Source organism: Allobosea sp. 47.2.35 (genome assembly GCF_024655635.1).
Lineage (GTDB): Bacteria > Pseudomonadota > Alphaproteobacteria > Rhizobiales > Beijerinckiaceae > Allobosea.
In genome coordinates, this window is record NZ_JANLGI010000064.1 from 1 (window position 1) to 726 (window position 726).

The window sequence follows — 726 nt, forward strand, 5'->3', positions numbered from 1 at the left end:
CGGGCCTCTGTGAAGATATTGCGGTGACGAAATTCCGCTGGGCTCGAGAAGGTCAAAAACTCAATCAGACCTGGGGTAGGGCGGTCACAGGTGTGCCACGGCTCATCGAGAAACCGTTCGGGCGCGTAGCACCAAGCCGGCCCTGGTCCGAGCCTATACTGCCGGGAAAGGTATTCTGCGACCGCGCCATAGAGAGCGTTGCGTTGGGCAGCAGCCTGCAGCGGTGGCTCCTGCTCGAGCATCTGTTTCCGGTCTTGGGCGGACGAGGACAGGTAAAACTTGTCCAGGAATTCCTGGAGGAGATCATCTCCCAAAGTCGTCCCGCCCAGGATCTCTTCGGCTGCCACTTCGTAAAGGGTATCGGGGCGCATTGCGATTGCTCTTTTGACTCTCGTTCCCGCCGGCAAGTTCGGGGAATAAATTCCGCAGCAGAAAACGCTGCTTCTCCGATGCCGCGGCTGATTTGGGGAAGAATTTTGCGAGACAGTGAATTGCGCGGTCGACGGTGCTGATGCCGGTCACCTGAAGCAGGGCTCGAATATCTTTGATTTCGGTCGCGCCTTTGGCAGGGTCATTGACCCGCATGGCCTTGAGCTTGAGCGCCAACATATAGTCGGCCGTGGGAATGCTGACCGTGAGACCGACATCGCCAATGGACGCCCTGGGGAACGATGTCAAATCGCATTGAAGCGCAGCCCCCTTATCGCGTTGAAGGCTAGCCCCCCT

At 58.3% G+C, this 726-nt stretch carries 1 protein-coding gene and 1 pseudogene; both read right to left on the reverse strand.

Translation table 11 applies throughout. From position 1 onward, the window contains the following. The coding region (locus NUV79_RS25220) for a hypothetical protein (protein WP_257735813.1) at nucleotides 1-371 on the reverse strand (371 nt) is incomplete at its 3' end. Next, a pseudogene (locus NUV79_RS25225) lies at nucleotides 304-726 on the reverse strand (hypothetical protein); the annotation flags it as partial. The gene NUV79_RS25220 and the pseudogene NUV79_RS25225, both read right to left, overlap by 68 nt.